The following is a 25,459-nucleotide window of genomic DNA, read 5'->3' as shown; positions in this document are numbered from 1 at the left end:
TCAGGCCACATCCACTGCGAGCGACGGCTGCAGGTGCGATTGCCGCGCGGCCACTTCGCTCAGCAACGCGCGCAGACGTGGCTGCGTTGCACCCGCCAGCAATGGCGTGAGTTGTTGCAGAAAGCCGGCATGCCCGCCGGCGATCGCACGGCGCATCCATCGCTCGGCCTGATCGATGTCGCCGGCGTCTGCGAGCAAGGTGGCGTAACCGGCCTGGCCGCGGAAATCGCCGGCTTCGGCGGAACGTCGGTACCAGTGGCGCGCGGCGACCGGATCGGCAGCGCATGCCAGGCCCTGGTCGAGGTAGCGCGCCACGAAGTTCATCGATTTGGCATGCCCGCGATCGGCGGCGGTGCGATACAGCGCCAACGCCTGCGCGTGGTCCTGCGCCACGCCGCGGCCGGAGCCGTACAGATGGGCGAGGTTGTACATGCCCCAATCCAGCCCATGCTCGGCGGCGCGGCGGTACCACAGCGCCGCCAGCACCTCATTGCACGCGGTGCCGAAGCCCAGTTCGTGGCAGCGCCCCAACTGGTTCATCGCTTCCGCATGCCCGGCATTGGCGGCCACCTCGTACCACAGCATCGCCATGGCCGGATCGGCGGAGATGCCGCGGCCTTCGGCGTAGAGCTGGGCGAGCAGCAGTTGCGCGGCCAGATCCTGGCGCTCGGCGGCCTTGCGCAGCAGCGCGACCGCGCGATCGGGCTGCGTGTGCAGCAGCTCGATCAGCTGCGCCGGGTCCAGTGCGGGCTCAGACATCGGCCCATTGCCGCAACAGGTTGTGATACACGCCGGTGAGCTGGATCAGCGACGAATGGCCGGGGGTGTCCTGGGTGAGCCGCCGGATCGACACATCCAGTTCGAACAGCAGGCGACGCTGCGCATCGTCGCGCAGCATGCTTTGGGTCCAGAAGAAACAGGCGACACGCGCGCCGCGGGTCACCGGCATCACCCGATGCAGGCTGGTGCCGGGATAGATCACCAGGTGCCCGGCCGGCAGCTTTACCGACTGCGTGCCGTAGGTGTCTTCGATCACCAGCTCGCCGCCGTCGTAGCTGTCCGGGTCGCTGAGAAACAAGGTAGCGGAGACATCGGTGCGCACGGGATCTGCGCCGCCGCGACTGCGGTCGTAGCGGATCGCGTTGTCGACGTGGTAGCCGAACGATTGCCCGCCGCTGTAGCGATTGAACAGCGGCGGATAGATGCGCCGCGGCAAGACCGCCGAAAAGAACGTGCTGCTGCGCGAGAGCGCGTCCAGCACCAGCGCGCTGGCCTCGCGTGCGACGGCGCTGTCTTCGGGCAGTTGTGCATTGTCCTTGGCCTGCGCCGACTGATGGCCGGCGGTGATGCGGCCGTCCGCCCAGTCGGCCGCGTCCAGCCGCGCGCGCAGCTCGGCGAGCTGGGCGGGGCTGAGCACATCGGGAATGGGCAGCAACATGCGGTGGTCTCCACGCCGCCCGCGTCGTGCGGGCGGCGTGTCAGTGGGTCAGAAACTGAAGGTGGCGCTCAACACCGCCGAGCGGCCTTCGCCCGGAAGTGCCCAGCCACTGCCGGCGGTGACGGTGCCGGCCGCATTGACGGTGAGGTTGTTGCGCACGCTGGTGTAGTACTCCTCGTCGAACAGGTTGTTGACGTTCAACTGCAGGCTGAGCCAGTCGTTGACGCGCAGGCCGACCATCGCGCGGTGCACCCAGTAGTCGTCGGTCTTGCGATAGGCCGCGGCCGAGGCGTTGTTGGGATAGAAACCGCCCTGATAGGTGACACCGTAGCCGAAGGTCCACTGATTGAGCGTATAGGTGGTCCAGATGTTGCCGGCATTGCGCGGGGTCTGCACCAGGTCGCGTCCGGCCACCGGGTCGCCGGTGAGGCTCTCGGTGCGGTTGGACACGCTCTGCAGCACTTCGCTGTCCAGGAAGGTGTAGTTGGCGAAGATCGACCAGCGGTCGGTCAGGTAACCGGCGGCGCCGAGCGCGATGCCGTCCACGCGTGCCTTGCCATCCAGCACCTGCTCGGGGATCAGCGGATCGCCGCTGTTGACCTTGTAGTTTTCGCGCTCGTTGCGGAACAGCGCAGCGGTCAGTGCCAGACGCTGGTCCAGCACGTCCCACTTGCCGCCCAGTTCGATGTTGACCGCCGTCTCCGGCTCGACATTGCAGTTGGCGCCGGCGGTGGCCGTGGCGATCGGCGTGCACGAGCCGTTGACCGAGGCCTTGGACGGCGTCTTGCTGTTGGCGTAGGACAGATACAGGCTGGCGTTCTCAGCCGGCTTGAATACCAGGCCGGCACGATACGAGAACAGGTCCTCTTCGCTGCCGGCCGGGAAGCCCGCGCTCACACCGGTGACGTTGCCGGCGGCGTTGACGGTGTAGGTGGTGCTGTCGCCTTCGTTGTGCTCGTAGCGGCCGCCCAGGTTGAGCATCCACTGTTCGTTGAACTGCAGCGTGTCGAACAGGTACACCGCCTGATTGGTCAGGCTGCCCTTGCTGCGCCCGGTGCGGAAGTAATTCTGCGGGCCGGTCCAGATGTTGTACGGATTGTCGAAGGACTGCACCGGGTAGGTGATGCCGGTGGTCGAGCCATCGGCATTGCGGAAGGTGGTGCCGCTATTGAGTTCGAAGTCTTCCTTGCTGAAGGCCACGCCTGCGACCACGCGGTGTTCGATGGCGCCGGTGTGCAAGGTGGCGGTCAGGTCGGTCTGGCTGTGTGCGATGAAGTTTTCCGTCTCGCGGACCAGGCCGCGCGGGCCGCTGTTGGGGTTCCAGCTGGCCGCCGGCTGGCCGACGCAGGCGCGGCCGGTGTACGGGTCGGTGCCGTTGGGCAGGCACCAGGTGCCCTGCGGTGCGGTGGCATTGGTGCTCTGGTCGACGCGCTGCACGCGCGCCAGGCTGCGCAGTTTGACGTTGTCGTCGAAATCCATTTCCAGCACGCCGGTCAGCATGTCCACGTCGATTTCCTGACGCGAGGTATTGCGGTAACCGAAGAAGGTTTCCGGGTCCACGCCCGGCAACGGGCCGTCGTTGAATGGGCTGAGCGCGAACGGCACGCCGTACTGCGGCAGGTTGTTGTCGTGCTGGTGCAGGTAGCTCAGGGTGAAGCGGGTATCCGAGCCCAGGCCGAACGCCACCGACGGCGCAAAGCCCCAGCGATGACGAAACTCCTCATCGCGCCCCGGCACGTCCTGGGTGTGGCCCATCGCGTTCAGGCGCACCGCGGTGCCGTTTTCGAAGTCGTAATTGCTGTCGGCAGTCAGCCGGCCATAGCGGTCGCTGCCGCCACCGACCACGACGTTGGTGAAGTCGCCCTGGCCGGCGGTCTTGGTGACCAGGTTGATGTTGCCGCCGACCGAGCCGGCGCCGGACATCGCCGAGTTGGCGCCGTTGATCAGCTCCACCGCTTCAAGGTTGAAGATGTCGCTGCGGCTGTACTGCGCACTGTCGCGCACGCCATCGGTGGTGATGTCGCTGCTGGCGGTGAAGCCGCGCAGGTTGATGCTGTCGCCATAGCCACCGCCGCCTTCGCCGGCGCCGAAGGTGATGCCGGGCAGGGTGCTGAGCACATCGCGCAGCGACAGCAGGTTCTGCTGGTCCATGGTCTGCTTGGTCACCACGGTGATCGTCTGCGGCGTGTCGCGCAGCACCTCGGTGTACTTGGGCGAGGACGGCTTCTGCGCGCGTTCCTGCTGCACCCGGATGGCGTCCAGATCGACCGCGCCCGGAGGCGCCGGCGCATCGCCAGGCTGGGCGAAGGCAGGAGCGGACAGCGTCAGCAACACGGCCGAGGTGAGCGGGGAAATCCTGGGAGTCATGAGGCGTCTCGAAGAGGAAAGCGAGGCTCCGGCCTGGCGATGGCTCGGCGGATGCGGGAAGGGAAGTGGATCGGGGAATGCGCGCCCGCTAGCCCGAGGCGGCCAGTCGGCCCGACCAGTCTCCGGACACGCACAGGCGCTGCGCAGCAAGGCGCATGCGGGGCAGGATCGGGAAAAAAGTGTCGAGCAGAGCTGGGCGCATGGGATCGCAGGGCAGGCCAGTTGTTAAGAAGGCCTGAAGGGTTGCGATCTTAAATGCAAATCATTCTTCTTTGCAATCTTTGTCGGCTGGCGACATGCACCGGGCAATCGCGCTGGCTGAGGCGTCAGGCCATTGCGGCGATCACTGCGGGCTTGCATGGGGACCCGCACGGGTTTGCGCCTGCTGGCCGGCCGAGGTGGCGCTTGCACGGCTGGTCCCGCTCGCTGGCGTGGCAGCGCGTCCTTTTCCTGCGGGGCGCGGATCTACGCACTCCAGGGGCAAGCGCCGGACGGGACCGAGACTGCTGATCAGCGTCCTGAGCGGTCTGAGCTCATGGCGACCGCGTCACCCACGGGTCCGGCTGGTCTCAGCGGTCGTCGCGGGTCCAGATGCCGCCGTGTTCGCGCTTGACCGGGAACTTGGGCACCGCGGTGTAGGCCGGTGCGCACAGCGGGCGGCCGTCGCGGATGTCGAAGCGGGCGCTGTGCAGCAGGCACTCGATGCTGCCTTCTGCCGGGTCGAACGTGCCCGGCGACAATTCGTAGTCTTCGTGGCTGCAGCGGTCTTCCAGCGCGTACAGCTCGCCGTCGAGGTTGAAGATCACGATTGGGGTATCGGTCACCTCATCCCAGACGGTATGCAGCTCGCCGGGCAGCAGCGCCTCGCTGGCGCAGACGAAGGTCCAGGTGTCGCTCACAGCGCTGCGCCGCCAAGCGGTTTTTCCAGCACCTCAAAGCGCAGGTCCTGGCGCAGCGGCACGCCGAAACGCTTGTCGCCATACGGGAACGGTTTGAAGACGCCGGTGCGGCGGTAACCGCGTCGCTCGTAGAACGCGATCAACTCGTCGCGGATGTCGATCACCGTCATCCGCATCACCGGCAGCTGCCACTCGGTGTAGGCGATACGCTCGGCCTCGGCCAGCAGCGTCTTGCCCAGCCCGCCGCCCTGCAGCGACGGGTCCACCGCGAACATGCCGAAGTAGCCGGCACCGTGGTCGTCGGCGATATGCGCGCAGGCCAGCAGGCGCCCGTCCTGTTCGACCAGCAGTACCAGGCTGCGGTCGCGCAACAGGTCCTCGCGCAACACCGCAGGATCGATCCGCGCGCCGTCGAGAAAATCGGCCTCGGTGGTCCAGCCAACGCGGCTGACATCGCCGCGATAGGCCGAGGTCACCAGCGACACAAGGGCGTCGATGTCGTCGACGGTGGCGGTACGGAAGGTGGTGGTCTGCATGGGGAGCAGTTTAGCGGGAATCGGGAATCGGGAATCGGGAATAGCGTTGCGCCGCTCGATGAGCTACTTCCAACATGTCGAACTGCATCAGTATGCGGGACAGCCGCTTTTCCGATTCTCCATTCCCGATTCCCGATTCCAATCAACCCAGCAGGCGACGCACCTTCACCAACGCAGCAACGAAGCGCTCGATCTCGTCATGCGTGTTGTAGAACGCCAGCGAGGCGCGGCAGGTGGCGGCGACGCCGTAGTACTGCAGCAGCGGGTGCGCGCAGTGCTGGCCCGAGCGGACCGCGACGCCTTCCAGGTCGAGCAGGGTGGCCAGGTCGTGGGCATGCGCGCCTTCGATCAGGAACGACACAACAGCGGCCTTGTCCGGCGTGGTGCCGAAGATGCGCAGGCCGTCGATGCGCTGCAGTTCTTCGGTGAAATGCGCCAGCAGCTCGGCCTCGCGCGCTTCCACGTGCGCCAGCCCGACCGACTCCAGGTAATCGACTGCCGCGCCCAGGCCGATGAAACCGGCGATGTTGGGCGTACCGGCTTCGAACTTGTGCGGGGCATCGTTGAACACCGTGCCCTCGAAGCTGACTTCCTTGATCATCTCGCCGCCGCCCAGGAACGGCGGCATCGCCTGCAGGTGTTCGCGCCGTGCCCACAGCGCGCCGGTGCCGGTGGGCCCGCACATCTTGTGGCCGGTGATGGCGTAGAAATCGCAGCCGATGCCGGCCACGTCGATACGCCGATGCGGCGCCGCCTGCGAGCCGTCCACCACGGTGACGATGCCGCGCTTGCGCGCCTCGCGGCAGATCTCGCGCACCGGATTGACCGTGCCCAGCACATTGGACACATGCGTGATCGCCAGCAGCTTGACCTCCGGCGTCATCGCCTTGCGCAAGGCGTCCAGGTCCAGTGCGCCGTCCGGGGTGATCTCGGCCACGCGGATGGTCGCGCCGGTGCGTTGTGCCACCAGCTGCCACGGCACAATGTTGGCGTGGTGCTCCATGCGCGAGATCAGGATCACATCGCCGGCGCCCAGGCGCGGCAGCGCCCAGGAATAGGCCACCAGATTGATTGCAAAGGTCGTGCCGCTGCACAGCACCAGTTCGTCGGCACGCACGTTGAGAAAGCGGGCGAGCTTGCTGCGCGAGCCTTCGAAGGCGTCGGTGGCCTCGGTGCCCAGCGCATGCACTGCGCGGCTCACATTGGCGTTCTGACGACGATAGAACTCGTCGGTCGCGGCGATGACCTGCAGCGGCTTCTGCCCGGTGTTGGCGTTGTCGAAATAGATCAGCGGCTTGCCATGCACCTGCCGCATCAGCAGCGGGAAATCCGAGCGCACGCGCTCCCAGTCCGGCGCGGCCAGTTGCGTGGCGGCGGGCGTGTTCATGCCACGCCTGCCGAGGCCAGTGCGCGGTCCAGCTGCAGCGCCAGCACCGCAGTCAGCGCGGGGGGAAGCACGCGCAGCGGCTCGTGGCAGAATGCCGCGCTCAACAAACGCTGCGCCTCGGCCTGCGGCAGACCGCGCGAGCGCAGGTAGAACAAGGCATTGTCGTCGAGCTGGCCGACGGTGGCGCCATGCGCGGCCTGCACTTCCTCGGCATCGATCACCAGCACCGGCTGGGTGTCGATCTCGGCATTGGCCGACAGCAGCAGGTTCTTGTTCGACAGCCGCGCGTCGGTGCCATCGGCGCCCGGACGGATGTTGATGCCGCCGTGGAAGACCACCCGGCTGCGATCGGCGCCCACGCCGCGCCAGACCAGCTCGCAGGTGGTGTCGCGTGCGATGTGCGCGATGCCCAGCCGTGTATCGACATGGCGGCGGCCGTTGCCGAGCAGCACGCCATTGGCGGTGAGCTGGGCGTTGTTGCCTTCCAGGCGCACGTTGAGCTCGTGGCGCGACAGGTTGGCACCCAGTTCCAGGTCCACGCGCTGGTAGCGCGCATTGCGCGCCAGCACTGCATCGGTGCGCAGCAGCGACGTTGCGTGCGCGCTGTCGGCCTGCACGCGCGCATGCGACAGCACCGCATCCTGGGCCAGATGCACATGCATCAGGCTGTTGTGCAGATGCGCGGCATCGCCGACATGCAGGTGGTGCTCGACCACGTTCAATGCCGCGCCGGCACGCAGTTCGATCAGGTGACGGTGGTGCCAGGACAGGTCGTGCTCGCCGGCCACGCCGATAAAGACCAGATGCAGCGGCGCCTCGATCTGCGCGCCGTCCTGTACGCGCACCAGTACGCCTTCGTCGGCAAGTGCGGCGTTGAGGCGCGCAAAGATCTCATCGCTGCCGTCGAAACGGCGGCCGAGCAACTGCTGCGCCTCGTCGCCGGCGGCCAGCGACGCTGACAAGGTGTCCAGCTGCACGCCGTCCGGCAGCGTCGACAGGTCGCTCAATGCGTCGGACGGGCGGCCGTTGACGAACACCAGCCGCGGCGATGGGATCTCGTCCAGCAGCGCGGCGTCGATCAGTGTCGGCACCAGCGGCGCGGGCTGGAAGCTGCGCCGCTCCAGCTGCCGCAGCGAGGTGTATTTCCAGGCTTCGGCGCGCGGGCCGGGCAGGCCGGCCTGCAGCGCGGCATCGAGTTCGACCCGGCGCGCATCGTTACCGCAGAAACCGCGGGCGAGGGATTCCAGCAGGGCGCTCATCAGGCAGCCGCCTCGGGCACCACGCGGTCCTTCAGGAAGTGGTAGCCGTGCTTTTCCAGCTCCAGCGCCAGTTCCGGGCCGCCGCTCTGCACGATGCGGCCTTCGGCCAGCACATGCACCACGTCCGGGGTGATGTAGTCGAGCAGGCGCTGATAGTGAGTGATCACCAGGAACGAACGCTCCGGCGAGCGCAGCGCGTTGACGCCGTCGGCAACGCTCTTGAGCGCATCGATGTCCAGGCCCGAATCGGTCTCGTCCAGGATGGCGAGCTTGGGCTCGAGCACGGCCAGCTGGAAGATCTCGTTGCGCTTCTTTTCGCCACCGGAGAAGCCTTCGTTGACGCCGCGATGCAGCAGCTCGTCCTTCAGATGCAGCACGGCCAGCTTCTGCCGCACCAGCTTGAGGAACTGCATCGAGTCCAGCTCGTCTTCGCCACGCGCCTTGCGCTGCGCATTGAGTGCGGCGCGCAGGAAGTAGGTGTTGTTGACGCCGGGGATTTCCACCGGGTACTGGAAGGCCAGGAACAGGCCGGCGGCGGCGCGTTCTTCCGGCGGCAGCTCGAGCAGGTCCTTGCCTTCGAACTGCACGGTACCGGCGCTGACTTCATAGCCGTCGCGCCCGGCCAGCACGTTGCCCAGCGTGGATTTGCCCGCGCCGTTGGGCCCCATGATGGCGTGCACCTGGCCCGGCTGGATGTCCAGCGACAGGCCCTTGAGGATGTCTTTGCCGGCAATGCTGGCGTGGAGGTTGTTGATCGTAAGCATGGGAATAGAGAATCGAGAATAGGGAATGGGTAATGCGAGACGTTGGCGCGGCAAGGAGCAGGAAAGAGAACCGATACCGATTCTCCATTCCCCACTCCCGATTCCGTTGGCGTCAGCCGACGCTGCCTTCCAGCGAGACTTCCAGCAGCTTCTTGGCCTCCACCGCGAACTCCATCGGCAGCTCGCGGAACACCTGCTTGCAGAAGCCGTCGACGATCAACGACACCGCGTCTTCCTGGCTGATGCCGCGCGCGCGGCAATAGAACAGCTGGTCATCGCTGATCTTGGAGGTGGTGGCCTCGTGCTCGACGGTGGCGCCGGGATTCTTCACCTCGATATAGGGGAAGGTGTGCGCGCCGCACTGCTTGCCGATCAGCAACGAGTCGCACTGGGTGTAGTTGCGCGCGCCGTCGGCATTGCGGTCCACCTTGACCAGACCGCGATAGGTGTTCTGCCCGCGGCCTGCACTGATGCCCTTGCTGACGATCTTGCTCTTGGTGCGCTTGCCGATGTGGATCATCTTGGTGCCGGTGTCGGCCTGCTGACGGTGATGGGTCAGCGCCACCGAGTGGAACTCGCCGACTGAATCGTCGCCGAGCAGCACGCAGGACGGATACTTCCAGGTGATCGCCGAGCCGGTTTCGACCTGGGTCCAGGTGACCTTGCTGCGCGCGCCACGGCATTCGGCACGCTTGGTGACGAAGTTGTAGATGCCGCCACGGCCTTCCTCGTCACCCGGGTACCAGTTCTGCACGGTCGAATACTTGATCTCGGCATCTTCCAGCGCCACCAGCTCGACCACCGCCGCGTGCAGCTGGTTTTCGTCGCGCATTGGTGCGGTGCAGCCTTCCAGATACGACACGTAGGCCTTGTCCTCGCACACGATCAGGGTGCGCTCGAACTGCCCGGTGTGGCCGGCATTGATGCGGAAATAGGTGCTCAGTTCCATCGGGCAACGCACGCCCGCAGGAATGAACACGAAGCTGCCGTCGGAGAACACCGCCGAGTTGAGCGCGGCGAAATAGTTGTCGCCGACCGGCACCACGCTGCCCAGGTACTGTTTGACGATCTCCGGATGTTCCTTGATCGCCTCGGACATCGAACAGAAGATCACGCCCTTTTCGGCCAGTTCCTTGCGGAAGGTGGTGCCGACCGAGACCGAGTCGAACACCGCGTCCACCGCCACGCCGGCCAGCCGGGCGCGCTCGTGCAACGGCACGCCGAGCTTGTCGTAGGTGTCGAGCAGTTCCTTGGGCACGTCGTCCAGCGAGGCGTACTTCGGGCCCTTGGGCGCGGAGTAATAGCTCAGCGCCTGGAAGTCGATCGGCGAGACCTTCAGCTTCGCCCATTCCGGCATCGGCATCTTCAGCCAGTGCCGATACGCCTCAAGACGCCAGTCGGTCATCCATTGCGGCTCGTCCTTCTTGGCCGACAAGGCACGGATGACGTCCTCGTCCAGGCCGGGCGGGAGCGAGTCCGATTCGATCTCGGTGATGAAGCCGGCGTCGTAGCGTCGGCCCAGCCGTTCGATAATTTCGGCATTCTGCGGGGGTGCAAGTTCGGTGGCCATCGGGCTGCCTACAGGGTCAGGTGGTCGCGACGCGTGCGGCGATGGAACGCCGACGGCTGTCGCCAGGGAGAGAGAGGGGCTGCAACATCTGTGCGAGCGTGACGCGACGCAATGCATCGCCGACCACGTCGTTGATCAGGCGCCAGTTGGAACGCACCCCGCATGTCTGCGCGATGCCGCACTGGCTGTGGTCCTGGCTGCATTCGGTGATCGCCAGCGGGCCTTCCATCGCCTCGACGATTTCCACCAGCGTGATCTCGCTGGCCGCGCGCGCCAGCCGGTAGCCGCCGTGCACGCCGCGCAGCCCTTCGACCAGGCCCGCCTGCGACAGCGGCTTGAGGATCTTGCTCACGGTTGGCGCTTCCAGGCCGGCCTGCTCGGCAAGTTCGCTGGCGCTGAGCACCTGGCCGCAGCGCGCTGCCAGGACGGTCAACACGACGGTGGCGTAATCGGTGAGTTTGGTGACGCGCAACATGAGGAAGGCGATAAATCCGAAAGCGGACCGAAATTGTACGCTTTTAGCCGGGGCAGGGCCACCTGCCTGGTTCAGCCGCCGGCAAGCAGCAGCCGTTGCGGGTACTGCTGCGCTTGTGCTTGGCGCATCGTCGCACTGCAGTCACAATGAGCGGCCCCATCACTGGACCCCTTCATGTCGCGCAAAGTTGCCGCCCGCAAGTCACGTATCCACGGCAATGGCATGTTCGCCCTCGCCGCGCTCCGCAAGGGCGAGCGCATCATCCAGTACAAGGGGCGCCTGCGCACGCATGCGGAAGTGGATGCCGATGACACCGGCGATGTGGAGAGCGGCCACACCTTCCTGTTCACGCTCAGCGACGACTACGTGCTGGATGCCAATTACGAAGGCAATGTCGCGCGCTGGATCAACCACAGCTGCAATCCCAATTGCGAGGCGGTGATCGAAGAGGCCGAAGGCGACGACCGCAGCAAGGACAAGATCTTCATCGAGGCCAAGCGCGCGATCAAGGCCGGCGAAGAGCTCACCTACAACTACGGCATCACCCTGGCCGAGCGGCATACGCCGCGTCTGAAGAAGATCTGGGCATGCCGCTGCGGGTCGAAGAACTGCACCGGCACGATGCTGCAGCCCAAGCGCTGAGCACCGATATCCTGGCGCCGCACTGACGCGGCGCACACATCGATTCACTCGTGCGCAACAGGCGCACGCCTAGCGTGCGGGCTTCTTTTCAGTGAGGAGTCCCCACATGTCGTATTCGCTCTCCGGCAAGACCATCGCAGTGCTGGCCACCGATGGCTTCGAACAATCCGAACTCATTGAGCCCAAGCGTCTGCTGGAATCCTGGGGCGCCAAGGTCGACGTGATTGCGCCCGGCGACGCTGCGCAGATCCGCGCCTGGAACAAGACCGACTGGGGCGATTCGGTGCCGGTGGACCAGCGGCTGGATCAGGCCAAGGTCGACAGCTACGATGCGCTGGTGCTGCCCGGCGGGGTGCTCAACCCCGACACCTTGCGCGGCGACGCCAAGGCGATCGCATTCATCCAGGCCTTTGCCAGTGCCGACAAGCCGGTCGCCGCGATCTGCCACGGCCCGTGGCTGCTGGTGGAAAGCGATCTGGTTCGCGACCGTGACGTCACCTCGTGGTCGTCGGTCAAGACCGACCTGCGCAATGCCGGCGCACGCTGGCAGGATGCGGAGGTGGTTGTCGACGGGTCGCTGATCACCAGCCGCAAGCCCGACGATATCCCGGCCTTTACCGCTGCAGTGGCCAAGGCCCTGGTGGCCTGATCGGTCCCCTGCAACGTTGAGATGAAAACAAAAGCCCGGCGTGGTGATGCCGGGCCCTTGTCTTGATCCGAGGGCCGCTTGCGCAGATCGGCGCGACGGCATGACGGCGTGTTTCAAGCCATGCGTCGCAACTGGCGCGTCAGCCTATTTCCCGGACAGTGCAGCGGCCGGCACCAGCTGCTCGATGTTCTGGTTGAAATTCACCGCGACGCGGCCGTTCTGGATGCCGACCGACTCCACCTGCACATTGCCCATCACCGCTGCGATGGCCGGATCGATGCGATAGATCGGCTCCTTGCGCGCGTAATCGGCCAGCCAGGCATTGAGCAGCTGGCGGGTGCTGTGGTCGAGTTTTGCACCAGCGTTGGCCGGCCGGAAATCATCGATGGTGGGTTGATCGAGATAAAAGCCCTGCTTGGCCGTGTCATAGCGCAGTGCGCTGGTCAGGGTCACATTGCCGACCGGTGCCGGCGCGCCGCCGGCAGTGGCGAGCGCCAGGTCGAAGGCCATCTTGAGCCGGTCGCCCGGCGGCAGCGACAGTGCCGGATTGCTGACCGTCATCTCGACCAGGCCGCCCAGCGCATCGTGCGTTTGCGGGAAGCGGCCACCCAGGAATTGCTGCAGGTCGCTGCCCTGTACACTGATCTGGTGTCCCTGGATCTGCGGCGTTGCCCACGCGCTGGTCGTGGGTAGCGCCAGAGCGAGGGCAAGCATGGATCCGGCAAGCGAACGCAGTTTCATCGGGTGACTCCGGCAACAGGTGCGATCACCTTAGTCGGTGCCGGTGAACCGTGGGTTAGCGCAATACCGGGTGCAGGGTGGCCGAGTAGATCTCCCAGTCGTCGCTGCCGCTGCGCGGCTGCAGCCGGTAGGCGCCGACCAGGCGTTGGGTGCCGGTGTCGGTGCGCACGATCACTTGCACCGGCACTTCGATCCGGCGCGGGGGCTGTTCCTGATCCAGTGCGATGGGCGCGTCGTTATTGATACGCATCGACTGGATATTGCCGATACCGCGCAGCGCCGCATCGTCCGGCACCGGCGCAGGACGACCGCCGCTCCACAGTGCATCGGCATCACCACGTGCCGCACCTGGCAACGCGCCCAGGTATCGCTGCACGGTCGCGCTTGCTTTGGCGAAGTTGGCGCGCGCAACCGCATCGTCAGGGGTTGCATCGCTTGCGGGTCGTGCGGGCGTGTTGTCTGTGGTGGCGGTAGTCGGCGTTTGCGTCGCCGCTGCAACTTGCGAGGACGCTGCCGCGTTGCCCGTTTCTTTGTCAGCGCTGCGATGGCAACTGCAACCGGCAATTGCCGTTGCAAGCATGACGATCCCCAACCCACGCATGGCGCATCTCCCATCCCCGATGCGCGCAGTGTAGCGGTCGCCGCGACGCCGGTCTCAGGTGCCGGCGGCCGGTTGCACGCGTTGCAGGCGCTCCAGCAGCAACTGCAGTTTTGGCCGCAAGGCCTCCAGTGCATCGCTTGGCTGCGCGCGCGGGCGGGCGGCCAGGTCTTCCAGCAGCTGCGAGCCGACCGTCAGCGCCGCGCATTCGTCGCTGCTCAGATCGCGTCGCAGGTGCAGCTCCTCGAGCAGCCGCATCCAGTCGGCCCGCGAGCGCTGTTCGAATTCGATGGTGCAGCGATCGCTGCAGGGGCGGCCATCGCTCTCGATGGGCGTGACCGTAATGCGATAGCGTTTTCGGGACATGGAGGGGGCGTCGTTCCTTGGGCTGACTCCACCATAGGCGTAGCCAGCAACGGCCTCGATAGCTCAGGCCATGACGCAGTGTTCCAGCATGCTCACTGTGCCGGCTGTGGCACGGGTTTGCGCAGCAGCGGCAGTGGATCGTACGCACCGTTGCGCCCATAGACACCATAGTGCAGATGTGGCGGCGTGCCGCGCGCGTTGCCGGTGGTGCCGACCATGCCGAGCGGTGTGCCGGGCTCGACGACATCGCCAACGGTCAGCCCGGCGGCCCAATCGTCCAGGTGCGCGTAGTAATGGCGTTCCATCGCCGGCCCGAGCACCCAGACCTGCTTGCCGCCTAGGCCTTGATCGCGGATGGCGCTGACCACCCCGCGTGTTGCGGACAGCACCGGCGTGCCGCGCGGCGCGAAGATATCCACGCCGGCATGGCGTCGGTCGCGACCGCGCGGTGCGCCGAAGGTGTCGGCGATGCGGCGCGCCTGCACGCCTTCGACCGGAACCGACAACTGCACGGGTGGCGGCATGCGCGACAGCTCCCAACTAGTCCGCAATTGTTCGGCAACTGGCAACTGCCATGCCCAGCGTGCGGCCACACCCAGGGCGCACAGCAGCGCGATCGACACCAGCAGCCGGCGCACCCGGCGCGCGGGGCTGCGGGTTGCCGATGACGGCGGTGTGGGTGGGCGAGGAGACGACGGATCGGTCACATGCACCTGCTGCGTTGCAAATCAGCGTGCAGGGTAGGCAAGCGGCGATGAGCAGCATGTGGGGAGTGATGCGGGCGGTCACGCGCGCGCACAAAAAAGACGGCCCGCAGGCCGCCTTCGTGACAACGCAGACGTGCTCGATTAGAGCGCGGCGTCCTTCAACTTCTTCAGCAGGCGAGCCTTGACCTTGAAGCTGGCCGGCTTCGCTGCAAAGGTCTGCTCTTCCTTGGTGAACGGGTTGATGCCCTTGCGCTTCGGCTTGGCCGGCACATGGACGCTGGTCAGCTTCAGCATGCCCGGCAGGGTGAACGAGCCGGCGCCCTTCTTGCTCAGCGACGAATGAGCGGCCGATTCCAGCGTCGCCAGAACAGCGCGGACGTCCTTCGGAGCCAGCTGGGTGGATTCGGCAATGTGCGCGACCAGGCCGGTCTTGCTCAGCGCTTCCTTGATCGGCTTCGGCGCAGCGGACTTGGCAGCAGCGGCCTTGGCCGGCTTTGCGGTCTTGGTCGCGGCGACCTTTTTCACTGCCTTCTTGGGGGCAGCCTTCTTAGCGGCGGTTTTTGCCATGAGTTATGTGTTCCGTGATCGTTGGTGGTGTTGGGTCTGCCGACCCAGTCGGCAACGCGAAATGTAGGGCAACTGCTGCGCGCCGCCAATAGGGAAACGATGAAACAACCGAAAAAAAGCGTCTTTTGACGGGGATTCGTTCACCGGCGGCAGAAAACCTCCGCGAAAGCGCTGTCGACACGGCTGCGAGGCGCAGGGCGATGCCGTGTCTGACGCATAGCAGCAGATCGTTTGCGCGAAGCCCTGTGTGCGTTTTGCATCGCGCTCGCCGCTGAGGAGTGGCTACGGCGTGCAGCTGGCGGTGGCGTTCGCTGCCGCGATCAGCGTTGCTGCGTGGCTACGCCTTGCAGGAGACGTCTGGCGTTGCCGGCTTCGATCCGTCGACCCGCTGCGTTCGCGCTGTTGCTGCCATCTGCGCCAGTCACGTGCGCCGGGTTTTCTCCTGCACCTGGCAGGCGCCGATGCGCGACGTGTCGTGACGGTTCCACTGCACGGTCGCCGTGGCACTCCCGCGCGCGTCACGGCTGGCCGCTGCGAGACATTCCTGCTTTGGACGATGTCCCGTCACCGGTCGACTAATCATTGGCCGCCGACAGGCTACGGCCGCGCTCGGTCGCTGCGGCAATCGCCTTGGCGGTGAGCGCTTCGAACTGGCCGGCCTGAAATGTCTCGATTGCCGCCTGCGTGGTGCCGTTGGGCGAGGTCACCCGGCGGCGGAGCAGCTCCGGTGCTTCGCCCGATTCGGTCAGCATGCGCGAGGCACCGAGCAGGGTCTGCAGCACCAGCGTGCGTGCGGTGTCGGCTGGCAGGCCTTGCGCCTGCGCGGCGGCTTCCATCGCTTCGGCCAGCAGAAATACATAGGCCGGCCCGCTGCCGGAGACCGCGGTCACCGCATCCATCTGCGCCTCGTCGTCGATCCAGACGGTGACGCCGGCGCTCTCCAGCAGGCCGGTTGCCTGCGCGCGTTGCGCGTCGGAGACGCGTGGATTGGCATACAAGCCGGTGACGCCGGCACCGAGCAGGGCGGGTGTGTTGGGCATTGCGCGCACCACCGCAAGCTCGCCGCCGGACCAGCGCTCCAGCTGCGGAGCGGTGATGCCGGCGGCGATGGACAGCAGCAGCGGCTGCTGCGCCTGAGCAAGATCGGCCAGCTGCGCGCATACCGCTGGCAGCACCTGCGGCTTGACCGCCAGCACCCAGATGGCTGCGCCGTCCACGGCGCTGCGCGCCTGCTCCACCGCATGCACGCCGAAGTCGCGCGACAGCGCATCGCGCAGTTCGGCCACCGGCTCGGCGACGCGGATGCTGGCCGCGGGCACGCCTTGGCGGATCAGCCCGGCAATCAGGCTGCGCGCCATGTTGCCGCCGCCGACGAATGCGGTGATTGCAGCGGAAGGCGCGGGCGAGGAGGGCAGAGTCATTGCGACACCTTAAGTAAGAGGAAACGGCGATGTGCTACGCGAGGCCGATCGGGACGGACGGTCAGGATGCTGCAGCAGCCGACGAGCCGCGTTCGCCGAACAACGCAGTCCCGACCCGCACCATGGTCGCGCCGGCCGCGATCGCTTCGGCAAAATCCGAGCTCATGCCCATCGACAAGGTATCCACCTGCGGGTAGCGGCGCTTGAGGTCATCGAACAGTGCCTGCATGCGGGTAAACGCTGCCATGCGGCGCGCCTGCTCGGGGAATGGCGCGGGAATCGCCATCAGGCCGCGCAGTTGCAGCCGCGGCTGCAGCGCGATGGCCGCGGCCAGGCCGTCGACCGCCTCCGGCGCGCAACCGTGCTTGCTGTCCTCGTCGTCGATGTTGACCTGGATCAGCACATTCAAGGGTGCGCGACCGGCCGGCCGATGGTTGGCCAGCGGCGCGATCAGCTTGGCGCGATCCACGGTCTGCACCCAGTCGAACCACTGGCTGGCCAGTTCGGCCTTGTTGGATTGCAGGTGGCCGATCAGGTGCCACTCCAGGCCGAGCGTCTGCAGTTGGGCAATCTTGCTTTGCGCTTCCTGCACGTAGTTTTCGCCGAATGCGCGCTGGCCCTGCGCCGCCAGCGCGGCAACCGCATCTGCCGGCCGGGTCTTGGACACCGCCAGCAGGCGCACATCGGCGCGCGCGTGCCGAGCCGCGGCGGCGTGGATGGCGTCGAGAATCTGCTGCAGCGACGAAGCCGGCACGTGGCAATCCAGGCGGGAAAGGAACGCTATAGTGCCGCCCCCGGCTGCGTCCTTCCAGCCGGCGCGTCGGATCGGGCCGGCGATGACGCTGCAGTGGCGCCAGCCCGCGCCGAGCCTGCCCACAGGCGGGGCGAGCTGGCGATCGGCGCGGCGCTGGCCCAGGCAAGGACCGTGCCCGCACCGCGGCCGCAAACCAACGCCTTCAGGCGTGCCCGACGGTGCCGGCCTGAACCGGCCGCGCGCCGCTTCCCGCCAGCAGCCAGAACGCTATACTGCCGCTCGGGGAGTACCTTCCAATCGCAGCCTAGGGGAAAAGCAGCGCATGGATATCGCTGAACTATTGGCGTTTTCCGTCAAAAACAAGGCATCGGACCTGCATCTGTCGGCCGGCTTGCCGCCGATGATCCGTGTCGATGGCGATGTCCGTCGCATCAATATTCCGGCCCTGGACCACAAACAGGTGCACGCGCTGGTCTACGACATCATGTCGGACAAGCAGCGTCGCGATTACGAGGAATTCCTCGAGGTCGACTTCTCGTTCGAGATTCCGTCGCTGGCGCGCTTCCGCGTCAACGCGTTCAACCAGAACCGCGGCGCCGGTGCGGTGTTCCGCACCATTCCTTCCGAAGTGCTGACGCTGGAAGACCTGGGCTGCCCGCCGATCTTCCGCCAGTTGATCGACCAGCCGCAGGGTCTGATCCTGGTCACCGGCCCGACCGGTTCGGGCAAGTCGACCACGCTCGCCGGCATGATCGACTACATCAACAAGAACGAATACGGCCACATCCTCACGGTCGAGGATCCGATCGAATTCGTGCATACCTCGCAAAAGTGCCTGATCAACCAGCGCGAAGTGCACCGCGATACGCACGGCTTCAACGAGGCGCTGCGCTCGGCGCTGCGCGAAGATCCGGACATCATCCTGGTCGGCGAATTACGCGATCTGGAGACCATCCGCCTGGCGCTGACCGCCGCCGAAACCGGCCACCTGGTGTTCGGCACCCTGCACACCAGCTCGGCGGCCAAGACCATCGACCGCATCATCGACGTGTTCCCGGCCGGCGAAAAGCCGATGGTGCGCTCGATGCTGTCCGAGTCGCTGCGCGCGGTGATTTCGCAGGCGCTGCTGAAGAAGGTCGGCGGCGGACGCACCGCGGCCTGGGAAATCATGGTCGGCACCCCGGCCATCCGCAACCTGATCCGCGAGGACAAGGTGGCGCAGATGTATTCCTCGATCCAGACCGGCCAGCAATACGGCATGCAGACGCTGGACCAGCATCTGCAGGACCTGGTCAAGCGCAGCCTGATCACGCGCAACCAGGCACGCGAGTACGCCAAGGACAAGCGGATATTCGAGTGATTCGGGAATAGGGAATCGGGAAAGGGGAATCGCGAAAGCACGCACCCCTGACCGGTCCCGGCTCCCGGCTTTTCCAATTCCCGATTCTCGATTCCCCATTTCCGGCTCCGAAGGAGCACGCCATGAGCACCATCGACTTCACCTCCTTCCTCAAGCTGATGGCGCACCAGAAGGCGTCGGATCTGTTCATCACCTCGGGGATGCCGCCGGCGATCAAGGTGCACGGCAAGATCAGTCCGATCACCCAGACTCCGCTGACCGCGCAACAGAGCCGCGATCTGGTGTTGAACGTGATGACGCCGTCGCAGCGCGAAGAATTCGAAAAGACCCACGAGTGCAATTTCGCCATCGGCGTGTCCGGGGTCGGGCGCTTTCGCGTGAGCTGCTTCTATCAGCGTAACCAGGTCGGCATGGTGCTGCGCCGGATCGAAACGCGCATCCCCACGGTGGAAGAGTTGAGCCTGCCGCCGGTGATCAAGACGCTGGCGATGACCAAGCGCGGCATCATCATCTTCGTCGGCGCCACCGGCACCGGCAAGTCCACCTCGCTGGCGGCGATGATCGGTTACCGCAACCAGAATTCCACCGGGCACATCATCACCATCGAAGACCCGATCGAATTCGTGCACAAGCACGAGGGCTGCATCATCACCCAGCGCGAAGTCGGCATCGATACCGATAGCTGGGAAAACGCGCTGAAAAACACCCTGCGCCAGGCGCCGGACGTGATCATGATTGGCGAGGTGCGCACCCGTGAAGGCATGGATCATGCCGTGGCCTTCGCCGAGACCGGCCATCTGGTGCTGTGCACCCTGCACGCCAACAACGCCAACCAGGCGATGGACCGCATCATCAACTTCTTCCCGGAAGACCGGCGCAACCAGCTGTTGATGGACCTGTCGCTCAATCTCAAGGGCGTGGTCGCGCAGCAGTTGATTCCAACCCCGGATGGCCGCGGCCGCCGCGTGGCCATGGAGATCATGCTGGGCACGCCGCTGGTGCAGGACTACATCCGCGACGGCGAGATCCACAAGCTCAAGGAGATCATGAAGGAGTCCACCAACCTGGGCATGCGCACCTTCGACCAGAGCCTGTTCGAGCTGTACCAGGCCGGCGAGATCAGCTACGAAGACGCGCTGCGCTACGCCGACTCGCAGAACGAGGTGCGCCTGCGCATCAAGCTGTCGCAGGGCGGCGACGCCAAGACCCTGGCGCAGGGCCTGGATGGCGTGGAGATCGCCGAGGTTCGCTGAGCGCCTGCAGGAGCGCTGCACGCCGTGGCGGATGGCCAGGCGTGCATGGAAGGAAGCGGGATGGTCTGCGCTGGATCCGATCCAGCGTGCTGCTTGCAGCTGTTTCGCGCGCGATGCCGGCGGCGGGCGCCGCCATGGCCGATGAACGTGCAGCGGCGCAACGCACGCGTGGGGTGATGTTTCAGATGTAACCAGGCGGGCCGATAGTGTCTAATATCCGCACCCCACCGCAGTGCCCAGCCCGTGAGCCTTCCCGATTCCGATCTCCGTCCGGAGCAACAGCCGTTGCCCGACGACGGCACAGTGATGACTTCCGGTCCGTTGACGCCGCCACCGGATTCGGCCGGCACCCCGGCCGACGACCACGCGTTTCATCACTCGGTGGCCGAGGACGTGCAGGGCATGGTGCTGGCGACGCTGGTGGCTTCGCTGGGCCTGGCGATCTTCGCCAAGGGCGGCCTGATGATCGGCGGCATGGCCGGCGTGGCGTTCCTGCTGCATTACGCGCTGCACTGGAACTTCGGCCTGGTGTTCGTGCTGGTCAACCTGCCGTTCTATTGGCTGAGCGTGCGCCGCATGGGCTGGGAATTCACCCTGAAGACCTTTGCCGCGGTGGGTGCCTGCGGTGCGCTCACCGACCTGCTGCCGCGCTGGGCCGATTACGCGCACATCAGCACGCTGTTTTCGGCGATCGTCGGCGGCGCGCTGGCGGGCCTGGGCATCCTGTTCTTCATTCGCCATCGCGGCAGCCTGGGCGGCATCGGCATCCTGGCGGTGTACCTGCAGCGCGAGCGCGGCTGGAGCGCCGGCAAGGTGCAGATGAGTTTCGATGCGATGCTGATGCTGGTCGCCTTCAGTGTCCTCACCCCGGACAAGGTGCTGTATTCGGCGCTGGGCGCGTTGATGCTGAGCCTGGTGCTGATGTTCAATCACCGCCCGCATCGTTATATGGGCGTTTGATCCAACGCGTTACCTGAATCCCTTGGTGCCGCTGCGATCGGCAGCGGCACCCATCACGCCGGAGCGGTATGTGCGCATGCCCGCGGCAGCTGCGGCAGGGCAACTGCCTGCCGGCGTCTGCGCGCTGATGCCGCCGTTAGGCCTTGCCGTGCTGCAGCCACGGCGGCGACAGCGCCTGGATGCGCTTAAACACCGGGCAATCGGCATGGTGCGCGCCTGGCAGGTAGCCCAGGCTCATCAGGAATTCGCCGGTGATCTCGCCGCCGGTGAAGCGGAAGGTCTTCTTGAACAGCTTGACCCAGGCGGTTTTGTCGAGCGGATGCTGTGCATCCAGCCATTGCGCGAAACTGCCGTGCGAAGCGCGTAACTGCTGGATGACCTGCGCATTGTGGATGGCCGCCAGCACCTTCAACCGGTTGCGGATGATGCCGGCATCGCCGAGCAGCCGCGCAATGTCGCTCTCGCCATAGGCGGCCACCGTGTCCACGTCGAAGCCGTCGTAGGCGCGCTGGAAGTTGCTGCGCTTGCGCAGGATGGTTTCCCAACTCAGCCCGGCCTGATTGATCTCCAGCACCAGGCGCTCGAACAGCTCGCGCTCGTCGCGCTGCGGGAAGCCGTATTCGTGGTCGTGGTAATGGCCATGAATCGGGTGGCCCGGTGCGATGGCGCAATAGCCGCTCATGGCCGGGACTCCGGACGGATGCCTTCTTCGCTGGGTCGGATGTGGATGCGTCGGTCTCCCGGCAGCGCCAGGTCCGGCCAGCGGGTGGGCCGTGTCTGGATCTGAGCTTTGCGCAGCGCCTGGCTCACTTCACTCATGGCCTCGTCGTCGAGGGAATAGAGCTGTGCGGTACCGGCCTGATACCAGCCATGCCGGTTGCGGGTCTGCAGCTCGCAGGCGACCGCATAGTCGCCGTTGAGATTGCACAGCAGCAGATCGAGCTGGCCGTCGCCATCGATGTCGCTGCTGCTGACCACGCAGTTGGTGTTGCCCTGGGTGCAAGCGCCCGAGAGCGGCTTGGAGCTCATCAGGTACTGCCACCAGTCCGCCGGCGGGTCTGCCTGGCCGGCTGCCACGGTCACATGCTGGCGGATCTTGGCCAGGTCGGTCAGCTGCTTGTCCTTCTGATCTTCCACGCTGTCATTGCCGCCCCAGCGGCTGGTGCGCGCCAGCAACTGTTCCAGCTTCTGCTTGCGTGCGGGGTTGCCGGCAAAGGCGGGGGTTTGGCGCAGCGACTGCACCGCCAGATAGCCGCGGCGGCCATTTTCGAAGCGCAGGAATTCCAGGTTCTTGTCTACGCTCTCTTGCGTGCCGCTGGCCAGGCGCTGCATCTGGCTCTGCACGGTGATGCGGTAGGGGTCGAGCACGGGAGTGTTGACCAGCACGGCCAGGCCGATCACCACCCACGACAGCACCTTGTTGCCGCCGGCCAGCTGCGGCAGCCAACGATCGGCGCGTGGTCGCAACACCGCCAACGCGTAGGCCACCGCATAGGCCAGCGCCAGTGCGGCCAGCAATGCGGCGCAGACGCGGTCGCTGGTCCAGCCGTGCTGCGCAATGCGCAGGCCCACCGCGTATGCGGCCAGCGCTGCGTGTAGTGGCAGGCTGAGCAGGCCGGCCTCGATCATCCGACGCAACCAGCGCGGATACGGCGGCAGCCCGCTGCCATCCTGGTACACCGCGTTGGTGAACAGCACCAGCCCGAACACCAGGCTGATAAGGATCGTGGCGGCCGAACGGGTCTGCCAGAGCGCCTGCAGTCCGGTGAACGGCAGCACCAGCAGGAACAGCAGCGCAATGCCGGCCAGCAGCGGCAGCAGACCGGTGCACAGGGCGAACAGGATCTGCCGCAACACCTGCACCGCGCGGTGTTGGGTGCGCCCGATCAGGATGCCCAGCCCGGTGATGACGCCGGTCGCCAGGTAGACAAACGCCTGTTCGCGGAACAGTTCGGCAAAGAAGCTGATCTTGACCAGCGCGAACAGGCTGGCCCACAGCCCCAGCACCATCCAGCACACCCCCACGAACAGCAGTGCCAGCGCCAGCGTCAGCGCGTTCTGCCAGGCGTATTCGAACAGGGCGTGGTAGCCCGCCCGCCAATGACCGTGCAGTTGCCGGTGCTGCAGCCAGGGCAGGGCGACGAACCAGCCGACCGTGACGGTGAAGCCGAACGACCACAGCACCGTGGCGATCTGCAGGGTCGGCGCGCCGGTGGCGCTCCACGCCGCCCAGCTGCCCAGGGCGGCCAATACCAGCGTGCTTGCCGCCACGTGCTGCCACAACCGCCAATCGCGAAGATCCTGCACGCTCAGCAGCACCAGGCCAGGCACCGTCAGCACCACGGTGTACCAGCAGATCCGCGCGCCCAAGTCGGTGAAGGGCCACACGCCGTGTTGCTGGCCCAGTGCGGCCAGATACAGCAGGCCGCCCTGCAGCAGTGCGATCAGCACGATGAATGTGCGGATCCGGCGGGGCAATGGCGCATCGGCGACCGCGGTGACGGATTCTGGTGTGGTCTGCATCGTCGGTCCTTGGCGTTAGTCTGCCCCCCAGTATCGCATCGGCTCTGCGCGCGGCAGAACGAACGGCTAGAATGCGGCCATGTCTGTTTTGCCCACGCCTCTGGCCAACCAACTGCTGATCGCGCTTCCGGCGCTGTCCGATCCCACCTTTTCGCGCAGCGTTGCGCTGATCTGCCAGCACGACGAGAACGGCGCGATGGGCGTGCTGGTCAACCGGCCCTCCGAATACACGCTGGGCGAGGTCCTGTCGCAAATGGGCATCGACACCGTCGACGAGCACCTGCGCGAGCAGATCGTGCTCAGCGGCGGGCCGGTGCACCCGGAACGCGGTTTCGTCATCCACGACGATGCGCGCGACTGGGATTCCAGCCTGGAAGTGGGGCAGGGCGTCTATCTGACCACCTCGCGCGACATTCTCGAAGCCATGGCGGCCGGCGAAGGCCCGCGCAATGCGCTGGTGGCGCTGGGCTGTGCCGGCTGGGGGGCGGGTCAACTGGAATTCGAACTGGGCGAGAACAGCTGGCTGACCGCGCCGTCGGATGCCAATGTGCTGTTCGCCACCGCGCTGGAAGATCGCTGGCAGACCGCTGCCGGGCGCATCGGCGTGGATCTGTTCCGGCTGACGGATTATTCCGGGCATGCCTGAGGCGGGCGCGATCCGCCCGGATGGCACGGTGCTGGGCTTCGACGTGGGATCGCGCCGCATCGGCGTGGCCATCGGCACTGCGCTCGGCGCCGGTGCGCGTGCAGTTGCCGTCATCAATGTGCATGCCAATGGCCCGGACTGGGTCGCGCTGGATCGCGTGCACAAGCAATGGCGCCCCGACGGCCTGGTGGTCGGCGACCCGCTGACCCTGGACGACAAGGACCAGCCCGCACGCAAGCGCGCGCATGCCTTCGCCCGCCAACTGCGCGAGCGCTATGCGCTGCCGGTGGTGCTGATCGACGAGCGCTCCAGTTCGGTCGAGGCCGCGCAGCGTTTCGCGCGCGAGCGCGCCGACGGGCGCAAGCGCCGCCGCGATGCCGAGGCGCTGGACGCGATGGCGGCCGCGGTGATCGTCGAACGCTGGTTGGCCGCGCCCGACCAAGCCACTCTTCTTCCCTGACACTCCCGACCTGCGATGACCACCATGCAACTCGATTCGGACGGACGACTGCGCCACCTGCTCACCCTGGAAGGACTGCCGCGCACCACGCTGCTGCAGCTGCTCGATCGTGCCGGCCAGATCCGCGATGCGGCGGTGGGGCGCGTGGGCAAGCGCAGCGTGCTCGCTGGCACCGCGGTGTGCACGCTGTTCTTTGAACCGTCCACGCGCACGCGCAGCTCGTTTCATCTGGCTGCGCAGCGGCTGGGCGCGGACGTGCTCAACTTCGATGCCTCCACCTCGTCCACCCGCAAGGGCGAGACCGCGCGCGACACGCTGAAGAATCTTGAGGCGATGGGCGTACGCGGCTTCGTGGTGCGCCATCCCGACGACGGTGCGGTGGAAGCGCTGGCCGCGGCCGCAGGCGAGGGCACTGCCTTGATCAACGCCGGTGACGGACGCAGTTCGCATCCCACCCAGGGCCTGCTCGACATGCTCACCCTGCGCCAGGCCAAGGGCACCGATTTCTCCAAGCTCAAGGTGGTGATTGTCGGTGACGTGAAGCACTCACGCGTTGCGCGCTCGGACCTGCATGCACTGCGCACGCTGGGCGCCGGCGAGATCCGCGTCTGCGGTCCGGCCAGCCTGCTGCCCGACGACGACATGCTGGATGGTTGCGTGGTCGGCCAGGACTTCGACGCCATGCTGGAAGGTGCCGACGCCTTGATGATGCTGCGCCTGCAGCGCGAGCGCATGGAAGAAGGCCTGGTGCCGTCGCTGGAGCAGTACCACGCCGTCTATGGGCTGACCCGCGAGCGCCTGGCACGCGCCGGCCGCGACGCTGCCGTGCTGCATCCGGGCCCGATCAACCGCGGCGTGGAAATCACCGACGAAGTCGCCGACGGCGCGCAATCGTGCGTGCTGCGCCAGGTCGCCAACGGCGTGGCGGTGCGCATGGCCGTACTGGAAACCCTGCTGGGTTGAGCGAGCCCGGCGACGCGACTGCGCACCCACACTGCGGTCGCGGTCGCCGCCGGCCGAGCGTCTTCGCGCAGACTCTCGCAAAGCCCTTGCCATCAGAACCCGCACGCGGCCTGCTCTTACGATTCCCGATTCCCGATTCCCGATTCCCGATTCC

The 25,459-nt window shown here is 66.2% G+C and carries 27 protein-coding genes; 8 read left to right on the top strand and 19 right to left on the bottom strand.

From position 1 onward, the window contains the following. The 10 genes from AC06DU_RS14310 to AC06DU_RS14265 all read right to left on the bottom strand — a co-directional run bounded on the left by AC06DU_RS14310 (position 1) and on the right by AC06DU_RS14265 (position 10,695). Positions 1-759 carry a tetratricopeptide repeat protein gene (locus tag AC06DU_RS14310; protein WP_478202686.1) on the bottom strand — a complete coding sequence of 253 codons (759 nt, stop codon included), beginning with the start codon at positions 757-759 and terminating at the stop codon, positions 1-3. Further along, positions 752-1,438, bottom strand: coding sequence for a Fe2+-dependent dioxygenase (locus AC06DU_RS14305; RefSeq protein WP_167709259.1), 687 nt, complete (start codon positions 1,436-1,438; stop codon positions 752-754). The genes AC06DU_RS14310 and AC06DU_RS14305 overlap by 8 nt, the downstream gene beginning before the upstream one ends. A gap of 48 nt (positions 1,439-1,486) precedes the next feature. Next, a complete protein-coding gene (locus AC06DU_RS14300; RefSeq protein WP_478202685.1) occupies positions 1,487-3,805 on the bottom strand; it encodes a TonB-dependent receptor in 2,319 nt (772 codons plus the stop codon). Positions 3,806-4,374: 569 nt separating this feature from the next. Then, positions 4,375-4,704, bottom strand: coding sequence for a non-heme iron oxygenase ferredoxin subunit (locus tag AC06DU_RS14295; protein ID WP_478202684.1), 330 nt, complete (start codon positions 4,702-4,704; stop codon positions 4,375-4,377). Beyond that, positions 4,701-5,240: a GNAT family N-acetyltransferase gene (locus tag AC06DU_RS14290; protein WP_478202683.1), complete on the bottom strand. Its 540-nt coding sequence runs from the start codon at positions 5,238-5,240 to the stop codon at positions 4,701-4,703. Before AC06DU_RS14290 ends, AC06DU_RS14295 begins: the two co-directional genes overlap by 4 nt. A 142-nt stretch (positions 5,241-5,382) precedes the next feature. Then, on the bottom strand, positions 5,383-6,627 hold the full coding sequence (locus AC06DU_RS14285; RefSeq protein ID WP_478202682.1) for a cysteine desulfurase: 1,245 nt from the start codon (positions 6,625-6,627) through the stop codon (positions 5,383-5,385). Further along, positions 6,624-7,886: a Fe-S cluster assembly protein SufD gene (gene sufD, locus AC06DU_RS14280; RefSeq protein WP_104590126.1), complete on the bottom strand. Its 1,263-nt coding sequence runs from the start codon at positions 7,884-7,886 to the stop codon at positions 6,624-6,626. The genes AC06DU_RS14285 and sufD overlap by 4 nt, the downstream gene beginning before the upstream one ends. After that, positions 7,886-8,650: a Fe-S cluster assembly ATPase SufC gene (sufC, locus tag AC06DU_RS14275; RefSeq protein ID WP_039519836.1), complete on the bottom strand. Its 765-nt coding sequence runs from the start codon at positions 8,648-8,650 to the stop codon at positions 7,886-7,888. Before sufC ends, sufD begins: the two co-directional genes overlap by 1 nt. Before the next feature lie 112 nt (positions 8,651-8,762). After that, a complete protein-coding gene (gene sufB, locus AC06DU_RS14270; RefSeq protein WP_016902344.1) occupies positions 8,763-10,220 on the bottom strand; it encodes a Fe-S cluster assembly protein SufB in 1,458 nt (485 codons plus the stop codon). A gap of 16 nt (positions 10,221-10,236) precedes the next feature. Further along, positions 10,237-10,695 (bottom strand): SUF system Fe-S cluster assembly regulator, encoded by a 459-nt coding sequence (locus AC06DU_RS14265; RefSeq protein ID WP_016902345.1) that lies wholly within the window; start codon positions 10,693-10,695, stop codon positions 10,237-10,239. 174 nt (positions 10,696-10,869) lie between these two features. Here AC06DU_RS14265 and AC06DU_RS14260 point away from each other — a divergent pair, with 174 nt between their 5' ends. Beyond that, positions 10,870-11,337, top strand: a complete 468-nt coding sequence (locus tag AC06DU_RS14260) for an SET domain-containing protein (protein WP_016902346.1) — start codon at positions 10,870-10,872, stop codon at positions 11,335-11,337. 106 nt (positions 11,338-11,443) lie between these two features. Continuing rightward, positions 11,444-11,986 carry a type 1 glutamine amidotransferase domain-containing protein gene (locus AC06DU_RS14255; RefSeq protein WP_046343621.1) on the top strand — a complete coding sequence of 181 codons (543 nt, stop codon included), beginning with the start codon at positions 11,444-11,446 and terminating at the stop codon, positions 11,984-11,986. Between the two features lie 144 nt (positions 11,987-12,130). Here AC06DU_RS14255 and AC06DU_RS14250 read toward each other — a convergent pair whose 3' ends face one another. The 7 genes from AC06DU_RS14250 to AC06DU_RS14220 form a co-directional block, all read right to left on the bottom strand. Beyond that, positions 12,131-12,727 (bottom strand): YceB family lipoprotein, encoded by a 597-nt coding sequence (locus AC06DU_RS14250; protein WP_016902348.1) that lies wholly within the window; start codon positions 12,725-12,727, stop codon positions 12,131-12,133. A 55-nt stretch (positions 12,728-12,782) separates the two neighbouring features. Beyond that, positions 12,783-13,103, bottom strand: coding sequence for a hypothetical protein (locus AC06DU_RS14245; protein WP_478202681.1), 321 nt, complete (start codon positions 13,101-13,103; stop codon positions 12,783-12,785). A gap of 279 nt (positions 13,104-13,382) precedes the next feature. Then, positions 13,383-13,691, bottom strand: a complete 309-nt coding sequence (locus tag AC06DU_RS14240) for a DUF3861 family protein (RefSeq protein WP_024940752.1) — start codon at positions 13,689-13,691, stop codon at positions 13,383-13,385. Between the two features lie 92 nt (positions 13,692-13,783). Next, the gene (locus tag AC06DU_RS14235) at positions 13,784-14,404 is read right to left on the bottom strand and encodes a M23 family metallopeptidase (RefSeq protein WP_184378846.1); all 621 of its coding nucleotides are present in this window, start codon (positions 14,402-14,404) and stop codon (positions 13,784-13,786) included. Positions 14,405-14,539: 135 nt separating this feature from the next. Next, the gene (locus AC06DU_RS14230; RefSeq protein WP_026064288.1) at positions 14,540-14,965 is read right to left on the bottom strand and encodes an HU family DNA-binding protein; all 426 of its coding nucleotides are present in this window, start codon (positions 14,963-14,965) and stop codon (positions 14,540-14,542) included. A 575-nt stretch (positions 14,966-15,540) separates the two neighbouring features. After that, entirely contained in the window at positions 15,541-16,386 is an 846-nt protein-coding gene (gene proC, locus AC06DU_RS14225; protein WP_039519851.1) for a pyrroline-5-carboxylate reductase, read from the bottom strand. A gap of 61 nt (positions 16,387-16,447) precedes the next feature. Then, positions 16,448-17,140 carry a YggS family pyridoxal phosphate-dependent enzyme gene (locus AC06DU_RS14220; protein WP_046343611.1) on the bottom strand — a complete coding sequence of 231 codons (693 nt, stop codon included), beginning with the start codon at positions 17,138-17,140 and terminating at the stop codon, positions 16,448-16,450. A gap of 322 nt (positions 17,141-17,462) precedes the next feature. On the opposite strand from AC06DU_RS14220, the gene AC06DU_RS14215 reads away from it, so the two are divergent. The 3 genes from AC06DU_RS14215 to AC06DU_RS14205 all read left to right on the top strand — a co-directional run bounded on the left by AC06DU_RS14215 (position 17,463) and on the right by AC06DU_RS14205 (position 20,713). After that, on the top strand, positions 17,463-18,500 hold the full coding sequence (locus tag AC06DU_RS14215) for a type IV pilus twitching motility protein PilT (protein ID WP_003489919.1): 1,038 nt from the start codon (positions 17,463-17,465) through the stop codon (positions 18,498-18,500). Between the two features lie 122 nt (positions 18,501-18,622). Further along, on the top strand, positions 18,623-19,753 hold the full coding sequence (locus AC06DU_RS14210; protein WP_016902355.1) for a PilT/PilU family type 4a pilus ATPase: 1,131 nt from the start codon (positions 18,623-18,625) through the stop codon (positions 19,751-19,753). Between the two features lie 285 nt (positions 19,754-20,038). Next, a complete protein-coding gene (locus AC06DU_RS14205) occupies positions 20,039-20,713 on the top strand; it encodes a YitT family protein (protein ID WP_024940756.1) in 675 nt (224 codons plus the stop codon). A gap of 136 nt (positions 20,714-20,849) precedes the next feature. Here AC06DU_RS14205 and AC06DU_RS14200 read toward each other — a convergent pair whose 3' ends face one another. Both AC06DU_RS14200 and AC06DU_RS14195 read right to left on the bottom strand, forming a co-directional pair. Next, positions 20,850-21,395: a DNA-3-methyladenine glycosylase I gene (locus tag AC06DU_RS14200; protein ID WP_166770688.1), complete on the bottom strand. Its 546-nt coding sequence runs from the start codon at positions 21,393-21,395 to the stop codon at positions 20,850-20,852. Further along, positions 21,392-23,236 (bottom strand): DUF4153 domain-containing protein, encoded by a 1,845-nt coding sequence (locus AC06DU_RS14195; protein WP_478202680.1) that lies wholly within the window; start codon positions 23,234-23,236, stop codon positions 21,392-21,394. Before AC06DU_RS14195 ends, AC06DU_RS14200 begins: the two co-directional genes overlap by 4 nt. Before the next feature lie 79 nt (positions 23,237-23,315). Between AC06DU_RS14195 and AC06DU_RS14190 the strand changes: the two genes are divergently transcribed. The 3 genes from AC06DU_RS14190 to AC06DU_RS14180 are packed head-to-tail and all read left to right on the top strand — an operon-like array spanning position 23,316 to position 25,305. Further along, entirely contained in the window at positions 23,316-23,882 is a 567-nt protein-coding gene (locus AC06DU_RS14190; RefSeq protein WP_011051924.1) for a YqgE/AlgH family protein, read from the top strand. Next, positions 23,875-24,342: a Holliday junction resolvase RuvX gene (ruvX, locus tag AC06DU_RS14185; protein ID WP_024939388.1), complete on the top strand. Its 468-nt coding sequence runs from the start codon at positions 23,875-23,877 to the stop codon at positions 24,340-24,342. Before AC06DU_RS14190 ends, ruvX begins: the two co-directional genes overlap by 8 nt. Positions 24,343-24,357: 15 nt before the next feature. Next, a complete protein-coding gene (locus tag AC06DU_RS14180; protein WP_016902360.1) occupies positions 24,358-25,305 on the top strand; it encodes an aspartate carbamoyltransferase catalytic subunit in 948 nt (315 codons plus the stop codon). The last annotated feature ends 154 nt before the right edge of the window (positions 25,306-25,459 follow it).

The organism is Xanthomonas sp. NCPPB 3200 (assembly GCF_056393585.1).
The sequence above is the reverse complement of the archived record's forward strand: the minus strand, read 5'-3'. Positions and strand labels throughout refer to the sequence as shown.